The organism is Lentzea aerocolonigenes (genome assembly GCF_000974445.1).
In the GTDB taxonomy this organism is placed as follows: Bacteria; Actinomycetota; Actinomycetes; order Mycobacteriales; family Pseudonocardiaceae; genus Lentzea; species Lentzea aerocolonigenes.
Genome location: NZ_BBOJ01000020.1, coordinates 176352 through 183924, shown reverse-complemented (window position 1 = coordinate 183924; position 7573 = coordinate 176352). Strand labels below are relative to the sequence as shown.

Below are 7573 nucleotides of genomic sequence, written 5' to 3'. Positions count from 1 at the left end.
TTCGCCGGTCGGGGCGGGAGACTTCGCGGACCTGGATTCCGTTTTGGCGCAGCGATATCGCGAGTTGTTTGCCGTAGGAGCCGGTGCCTTCGACGCCGATCTTGGCGATGGGGCCGAACCTGGTCAGCCAGCCGAGTAGTTGTGCGCAGCCGCCAGGGGTGGCAGGGAACTTGGCGTCGCCCAGGAGCCGGCCGATGTGGTCGAGTGCGGCGGCGTGGTGGGTGTCGGTGTGGGTGTCGACTCCGCCGAACACCTCACCGTGGGCGGGGGTATGGGCATCGGGCATCCTGGGGACCGCCGTCCTTGCTCGCTGGACCGTGTCGGGACGGCACGCACCGGGCTGGGCGGGACGGACAGAACAGAGATGGGTCCTGTGGCGACAGGCTCCTATCAGGTCACTTCCGCTCGCCTGGTGACGTGCACGCGAGATCACCCGAATCAGTCGACAGATCAGGCGAAGGACACCGCGGTCAGTTGGGTTGAGGGTCAGACCAGCTCAGGTGATCCCGCCACAACATCCTCTCTGTTGGGTTGGGCGGCTTGCTGTTGGGTGGGTGGTGCGGTTCGGGCGGTGTGGTCCCGTCCCAAGCCGTGCCAGGAGCGAGTCACACCCGAGGGGAGAGGTCAAGTCGCGAAAAGCGTGCGACTTGACCTCTCCCCTCGGGCGCGACAAGAGCTGTGGCACGACTCGTGACGGGACCACACCGCCGGAACCTCGCGTTTCAAGCAAGGACTGCTCGCCTTCGGCCTCGCGTCGGCTCGCCTTGAGGTGCCCGCCTTCGGCGTTAGTGCTGGTAGGTGGGGGTGATGATGGCCCTGGCCAGGGTGTGGAAGGCCAGGTTGAAGCTCACCACCGCCGGTGAGGCGTTCTCGTCCACGTCCAGCTTGTCGACGTCCACCGCGTGGACCACGAAGTAGTAGCGGTGCGGGTGGTCTCCCTTGGGCGGGGCGGCTCCTCCGAAGGCTCGGGTGCTGTAGTCCGAGCGGACGTGGAAGGCGTCGCCGGGGAGGGTGGCGTCTGAGGCGCCCGCGCCGGTGTCCAGGGAGGTGGTGGTGGCTGGGATGTTCACGGCCACCCAGTGCCAGAAGCCCGAGGGGGTCGGGGCGTCCGGGTCGTAGCAGGTGACCACGAAGCTTCGGGTTTCGGCTGGGTGGCCGGACCAGGAGAGTTGGGGTGAGGTGTTGCCGCCTTCGAAGACCTGGGCTTCCGGGAGCTGCTTGCCGTCTTCTACGTCGGTGGACGTCACTGTGAACGTGCCCACCTTCGGGAGCAGCTGGTAGGGGTCGGGAGCGACTGGACGCTCAAGGCTCATCGGAACTCCTCCGTCTTGTGATCAGTTCGAGCCTATCCCCGTGCAACCATGAGTGCCTGCGCGACGTCTTTCGCGTGGAGGGGGATTCATCGATGTCCAGGTTGCGGCTCGTTGCTGCATTTGCGTTGGTTGCCGGGATCGTGTCATGTGGACAGACGCCCGATGAGCAGCCCAGTGGTCCCGTTCTCACCACGGCGCCACCTACTACTACGTCTGCCACGCCCGAGAAGCCGAAGCGGATGTTCGAGCCGGCGTATGCATACGGAACCGTTCAGGCTCATGCTCCTGCGGTCGTGGACGGGATGGTGCCCGTCGTCACGCACATTCCAACGGACAAGCCATATGTCTTCATCACGATCGACGACGGGGCCGTGCAGCACCCGAAGGCTCGTGAGCTGATGATCGACGCCGGGGTGTGGCCGTCGGTGTTCCTCAACACGAAGTACGCGGAGGGGCACAAGGACTACTTCAAGGCCCTCCCGGTCACCGTGCACAGCCACACGTCCAACCACCCGAACCTGCTGGGCAAGCCGTACGAGTTCCAGAAGCACGAGATCTGCGGCAACGCGGACTTCCTGGCTCAGGACTACGGCAAGCGGCCCACGTTGTTCCGGCCGCCGTTCGGCAACTACGACGCGACCACGCGCAAGGCTGCTGCCAGTTGCGGGTTCAAGGCGCTGGTCAACTGGACCGCCGCGGTCAACGACGGGCGCGTGCAGTTCCAGCAGGGGGACAAGCTCAAGCCTGGCGACATCGTGCTGATGCACTTCCGGACGACGTTCGTCGAGGACTTCACGGCGTTCTTGAACCGGGCCAAGCAAGATGGACTCACTCCAGTGCCACTGGAGGATTTTCTGGGGTAGTAAGGCAAAAGGGGGAAAGACGTGAAGCGGATTGCAGCAGCGCTCCTCGCCGCTGGGATGGCGTTGAGCATCGTTCCGGCGGCTTCTGCGGCTGACTACGCGCAGCTCACCAATGTGCGGACTGGGCAGCAAGCGACGTTCGACCGGGTCGTGTTCGACCTGACCGGTGGGCAGGTGCAGGACAGCGTTCAGTCGATCTCGGAGCCGGTGGGCTGCGGGTCGGGCAAGCCGATCTCGGCGCCGGGGGTCGAGTTCCTCGAGGTGCGGCTGACTCCGGCCGACGGGCACTCGTACACCGGGTCGCGGAAACTCACGCCGGGGCTGCCGAGTGTGAAGAGCGTGGTGTTCACGTGCGACTTCGAGGCTGACCTGTCGATCGCGATCGGGGTGGGGAAGGCGAACCCGACGTACCGGGCCTACTACCTCACCAGCCCGCTGCGGTACGTGGTCGACATCGACCACTGACGCAACTGTGACGCGTGCCACGCGTCTGTTCTTTCATCGAGTCGCCCTGAGAGGGGGCCAATGATGAGGAACAGACGCTTGGCCGCGTTGCTGCTGGCGGTGCTCGCGGTCTTCACGTTCGTCCCGATGGCGTCTGCGCAGAGCACGCCGACGCTGTCGAAGATCCGGACCGGCCTGCACACCGACTACAACCGGATCGTGCTGGACATGTCCGGCCTGCCCGCCGAGTACCGGCTCCGCGAGGTCTCCAGCGTGTCGGACTGCGGATCCGGCAACCCGGTGTCCATGCCGGGCAGCAACGAGATCCTCGAAGTGGTCATGTTCGGTGCCGCCGCGCACGACGACAACGGGAACCCCACCTACACCGGGCCGCGGAACTTCACGCCGCCCAACCTCGACAACGTCCGCAGGGTCGCGCTGACGTGCGACTTCGAAGCGGTGCTCACCGTCGCCGTCGGATACACGAACACCAGCTCGTGGCACCGGGTCTTCACGCTGACGAACCCGAACCGGGTCGTCATCGACATCGGTCTCTAGCAGCGAAAAGCCTCGTGGGGGCAGTAGTCGCCGCTACTGCCCCCACGAGGGGTCTTACCGGGAACCGTTACGCCGCAACGGTCGTGACGGTCTCCTTCGAGAGTGCGTGCTCCAGGACCTCGGCCACGTCCGAGACGAAGTGCACGGTCAGCTGCTCACGCACGGACTCCGGCACGTCGTCCAGATCGGGCTCGTTGCGCTGAGGCAGCAGCACGGTCGTGATGCCCGCACGGTGCGCGGCGAGCAGCTTCTGCTTCACGCCGCCGATCGGCAGGACCCGGCCGGTCAACGAGATCTCGCCCGTCATCGCCACGTCCGAGCGCACCGGGCGGCCGGACAGCAGGGACGCGAGGGCCGTCGTCATCGTGACGCCCGCGGACGGGCCGTCCTTCGGCACCGCGCCCGCCGGGACGTGGATGTGCACACCCCTGTCGGCCAGCGCTGCGGCCTTGTCGTCGTGCGAACGCAGGTACGACAACGCGATCTGCGCGGACTCCTTCATCACGTCGCCCAGCTGGCCGGTCAGCGTGACGCCGGTCGAGCCGGTGTCCTTCGGGGCCAGTGAGGCCTCGATGAACAGGACGTCGCCGCCGACACCCGTGACGGCCAGACCTGTTGCCACACCGGGAACAGAGGTGCGTTCGGCCGACTCGGGCGTGTTCTTCGGGCTGCCCAGGTACGACTTCAGCGACGGCTGGTCGACGGTGATCGGCAGTTCCGACTCGCCGAGCGCCACCTTCGCGGTCACCTTGCGCAGGATCCGCGCGAGGGCCCGTTCCAGTTGCCGCACACCGGCTTCCCGCGTGTACTCGCTCGCCAGCTGGTGCAGCGCGGGCTTGTCGAACGTGACGTCCTCAGGCGCGAGGCCGGCGCGTTCGATCTGGCGCGGCAGCAGGTGGTCGCTAGCGATCGTGACCTTCTCGTCCTCGGTGTAGCCGTCGAGCTGCACCAGTTCCATGCGGTCGAGCAACGGCGCGGGGATCGACTCCAGCACGTTCGCGGTCGCGAGGAACACGACGTCCGAGAGGTCGAGCTCGACCTCCAGGTAGTGGTCGCGGAACGTGTGGTTCTGCGCCGGGTCGAGCACCTCGAGCAACGCCGCCGTGGGGTCGCCGCGGTAGTCGGAGCCGACCTTGTCGATCTCGTCGAGCAGCACGACCGGGTTCATCGAACCGGCCTCGCTGATCGCGCGGACGATCCGGCCCGGCAGCGCGCCGACGTACGTGCGGCGGTGACCGCGGATCTCGGCCTCGTCGCGGACGCCACCGAGCGCCACGCGGACGAACTTGCGGCCCATCGCGCGTGCCACGGACTCGCCGAGCGAGGTCTTGCCGACACCGGGAGGGCCGACGAGGGCCAGCACGGCACCGGAACGACGTCCGCCGACAACGCCCATGCCGCGGTCGGCGCGACGCTTGCGCACGGCCAGGTACTCGGTGATGCGCTGCTTCACGTCGTCCAGGCCGGCGTGGTCGGAGTCGAGGACCTCGCGGGCGGCCTTGATGTCGTAGGCGTCCTCGGTGCGTTCGTTCCACGGCATCTCGAGCACGGTGTCGAGCCAGGTCCGGATCCAGCCGACCTCAGGCGACTGCTCGGAGGTGCGCTCCAGCTTGTCGACCTCGGCCAGGGCGGCCTTGAGGACCTTCTCCGGCAGCTCGGCGGCCTCGACGCGCGCCCGGTAGTCCTCCTGCTCGGTGGCGGGCTTGCCGTCGAGCTCGGCCAGCTCCTTGCGGATCGCGGCCATCTGCTGGCGCAGCAGGAACTCCCGCTGCTGCTTCTCGACGCCTTCCTTGACGTCCTTCGCGATCGTCTCGTTGACGTCGAGCTCGGTCAGGTGCGCCTGGCCCCACTCGAGGAGCTTCTCCAGCCGGGTGGTGACGTCGGACGTCTCCAGCAGCCAGATCTTCTGCTTCTCGTCGAGGTAGGAGGCGTAACCGGCGAGGTCGGCCAGCGCCGACGGGTCGCTGATCTGCTGCACCGAGTCGACCATCTGCCACGCGCCGCGCGTCTGCAGGATGTTCGTGACGAGCGCGCGGTACTGCTTCGCGAGCTCACGGGTGCGGTCGGTGATCTCGGACTCGTCCGCGACCGTCGCATTCACCCACAGCGCCGCGCCCGGACCCGTGGTGCCCGTGCCGATGCGCACGCGCTTGGTGCCGCGCACGACAGCGGCGCGCTCGCCACCGGGCAGACGGCCCACCTGCTCGATCTCGGCCAGCGTGCCGACCGAGGCGTACTTCCCGTCCAGCCGCGGGACGAGCAGCACTTGATGATCTGCTGCGGTCGTGGCCGCGTCTACGGCCGCACGGGCCTCGGCGCTCGCGTCCGCACCGGAGATGCGGATCGGCACCACCATGCCGGGGAGCACCACGACGTCGTCCAGCGGCAGTACCGGCAGGGCCAGGGTTTCGCCCATCTCGTCATCCTCCAAAGTTGAGTCTGTATCGCTCAACCAACTGGAGCGTGGTGGTGTTCCCCCGTGGTGTTCGCTGTCAGCGAGCACCCCCGACGTGCGACACGAACGTGGGTCGCACTTGTGGCGGTGGACACTCGTGTGCGCACGAGCGAGGATGCGCCCGTGATGGAAGAGCTGAAGTGGGTCCCGTCCACGGTCGACGTCACGCGCCCGAGCGTCGCGCGGATGTACGACTACTACCTGGGCGGCTCGCACAACTTCGAGGCCGACCGCGCCGCAGCCAAGCAGGTGGAGCAGATCTTCCCCGGCATCGCCCAGAGCGCCCAGGCGAACCGCTCGTTCCTGCGCAGGGTCGTCCGCCACCTCGCCGCCGAGGGCGTGGACCAGTTCCTCGACCTGGGCTCCGGCATCCCGACCGTGGGCAACGTCCACGAGATCGCCCAGCAGGACAACCCGTCCGCACGCGTGGTCTACGTCGACTACGAGCCGGTCGCCGTCTCGCACAGCAACGCACTGCTGGCCGACAACCCGAACGCGAACGCCATCCTCGCCGACCTGCGCGCGACCTCCGCGGTGCTGGCAGGCGCCCGCGAGACGCTCGACTTCTCCCGCCCCGTCGGCGTCCTGATCATCGCCGCGCTGCACTTCGTCCCCGACTCCGACGACCCGTACGGCGCGGTCGCCGAGTACATGGCGGACCTCCCGTCCGGCTCGTACCTGGCCATCACCCACGCCACCTGGGACAGCCTCACCGAGGAGGAGGCCGCGGAGGCCAAGCAGGTCGCGCAGATCTACAGCAACTCGGACAACAAGCTCGCCATCCGCACGCACGCCGAGGTGAGCAGGTTCTTCGAGGGCCTGGACCTGCTGGAGCCGGGCATCGTCACGGTGGACGAGTGGCGCCCGGACTCCTTCGAGGACCACACGGGCATCTACGGCGCCGTCGCGCGCAAGCCCTGAAGCAGGCGGTCGCGGATCTCGTTCGTCTCGCGGTCGGTGAGGGTGCGCTCCGGTGCCCTCATCGTCACGCGGATGAGCACGTTCTTCTGCCCTGGCAAGGCTTCCAGGCGTTCTTGGACGTGTTCGGGCAGATCTTCGGTCCTGGTTTCGCTCAGGATCTCGATCTCCTCGACCACGTCCTCCGGCACGAGCGCACGGATCCGGTCACCGAGCGTCTCGACGTCGTCGTTGATGCTCGCCATGACCGAGATGTCCCTGATGGCGGCCGGATGACGTGAGATCGGCCGGTACTCGGTGAGGTCCAGCATCTGGGTCGCGATGCGCGGGTCTTCGTTGCGCAACAGGCGGATGTCGGGGATTCCCTTGCGCAGCATGAGGATCCGGTCGAGCCCGAATCCCGTGGCGAGGCCGTGCGGGTGGTTCTTGAGGACATGCCGCGCCGCTCGTCCACCCTCGCCGATCTCCACCCACTCGCCGTCGTGCTCGACGTCGATCTGCTTGCCGTGCGTGGTGTACGGATGTTGCGCGTCGACCATCCGGTATCGCTTGCCGGGCAACAACGTGGTGACGACGGTGTCTACGAGGTCTTCGAACCGCTCCTCGTGGGTGCTGATCCGCCAGATCTCGAGCTGGTGCGGGGTGCCGGTGTGCAGGCGGTCGACCGTGTCGCGGCGGTAGACGAGGCCGGGGCCGACCAGCGTCACGTCCGGGGCGACTTCTTTGAGAGCGTGCGGGATCATCGCTGTGGTGTGGCTGCGCAGCATGCACGTCTCGCTGACGTACCTGGTGTAGCGGGCTTCCCGGGTGATCGCGTCGGCGGGATAACCGAGGTGTTCGTAGTTGTGCTCCACCGGGACGAGCGGGTGGTGGCGGACCTGCCTCGGGTTGTCGAGGGCTGCTTCGAGGTCGGCGATCAGCTGCTGCATCGCGTGCGGGCCCTGCGCGGGATCGGTGAGATCGCGGACGTTCAGGGCGCGCACGAGTTCATCGGTGCGGTACATGGGGTTCTTCCCGTCTTC

Annotated in this window: 8 protein-coding genes; 4 read left to right on the top strand and 4 right to left on the bottom strand. The window is 67.3% G+C overall.

Annotated elements, in window-relative coordinates:
- Positions 1–286, bottom strand: a 286-nt coding sequence (locus AOM45_RS35005) for an IS110 family transposase (RefSeq protein WP_156249756.1), incomplete at its 3' end; no start/stop codon positions are given.
- Between the two features lie 499 nt (positions 287–785).
- Positions 786–1313, bottom strand: a complete 528-nt coding sequence (locus AOM45_RS35000) for a YbhB/YbcL family Raf kinase inhibitor-like protein (RefSeq protein WP_030472818.1) — start codon at positions 1311–1313, stop codon at positions 786–788.
- Between the two features lie 302 nt (positions 1314–1615).
- Between AOM45_RS35000 and AOM45_RS34995 the strand changes: the two genes are divergently transcribed.
- The 3 genes from AOM45_RS34995 (at position 1616) to AOM45_RS34985 (ending at position 3178) form a co-directional block, all read left to right on the top strand.
- Positions 1616–2176 (top strand): polysaccharide deacetylase family protein, encoded by a 561-nt coding sequence (locus AOM45_RS34995; RefSeq protein WP_308202675.1) that lies wholly within the window; start codon positions 1616–1618, stop codon positions 2174–2176.
- A gap of 21 nt (positions 2177–2197) precedes the next feature.
- A complete protein-coding gene (locus AOM45_RS34990; RefSeq protein ID WP_156094361.1) occupies positions 2198–2641 on the top strand; it encodes an AMIN-like domain-containing (lipo)protein in 444 nt (147 codons plus the stop codon).
- A 63-nt stretch (positions 2642–2704) separates the two neighbouring features.
- On the top strand, positions 2705–3178 hold the full coding sequence (locus AOM45_RS34985; protein ID WP_156094362.1) for an AMIN-like domain-containing (lipo)protein: 474 nt from the start codon (positions 2705–2707) through the stop codon (positions 3176–3178).
- A 67-nt stretch (positions 3179–3245) separates the two neighbouring features.
- Here AOM45_RS34985 and lon read toward each other — a convergent pair whose 3' ends face one another.
- Positions 3246–5594, bottom strand: coding sequence for an endopeptidase La (gene lon / locus AOM45_RS34980; RefSeq protein ID WP_030472822.1), 2349 nt, complete (start codon positions 5592–5594; stop codon positions 3246–3248).
- Between the two features lie 165 nt (positions 5595–5759).
- On the opposite strand from lon, the gene AOM45_RS34975 reads away from it, so the two are divergent.
- A complete protein-coding gene (locus AOM45_RS34975; protein WP_030472823.1) occupies positions 5760–6554 on the top strand; it encodes an SAM-dependent methyltransferase in 795 nt (264 codons plus the stop codon).
- Here the strand turns inward: AOM45_RS34975 and srmL are convergent.
- On the bottom strand, positions 6527–7555 hold the full coding sequence (srmL, locus tag AOM45_RS34970; RefSeq protein WP_030472824.1) for a PheS-related mystery ligase SrmL: 1029 nt from the start codon (positions 7553–7555) through the stop codon (positions 6527–6529). The genes AOM45_RS34975 and srmL overlap by 28 nt on opposite strands.
- Between the last annotated feature and the right edge of the window lie 18 nt (positions 7556–7573).

Coding starts and splice junctions, on each gene's coding strand:
- AOM45_RS35000 (WP_030472818.1), bottom strand. CDS start 1,313: ATGAGCCTTGAGCGTCCAGTCGCTCCCGACCCCTACCAGCTGCTCCCG.
- AOM45_RS34995 (WP_308202675.1), top strand. CDS start 1,616: ATGGTGCCCGTCGTCACGCACATTCCAACGGACAAGCCATATGTCTTC.
- AOM45_RS34985 (WP_156094362.1), top strand. CDS start 2,705: ATGAGGAACAGACGCTTGGCCGCGTTGCTGCTGGCGGTGCTCGCGGTC.
- lon (WP_030472822.1), bottom strand. CDS start 5,594: ATGGGCGAAACCCTGGCCCTGCCGGTACTGCCGCTGGACGACGTCGTG.
- AOM45_RS34975 (WP_030472823.1), top strand. CDS start 5,760: ATGGAAGAGCTGAAGTGGGTCCCGTCCACGGTCGACGTCACGCGCCCG.
- srmL (WP_030472824.1), bottom strand. CDS start 7,555: ATGTACCGCACCGATGAACTCGTGCGCGCCCTGAACGTCCGCGATCTC.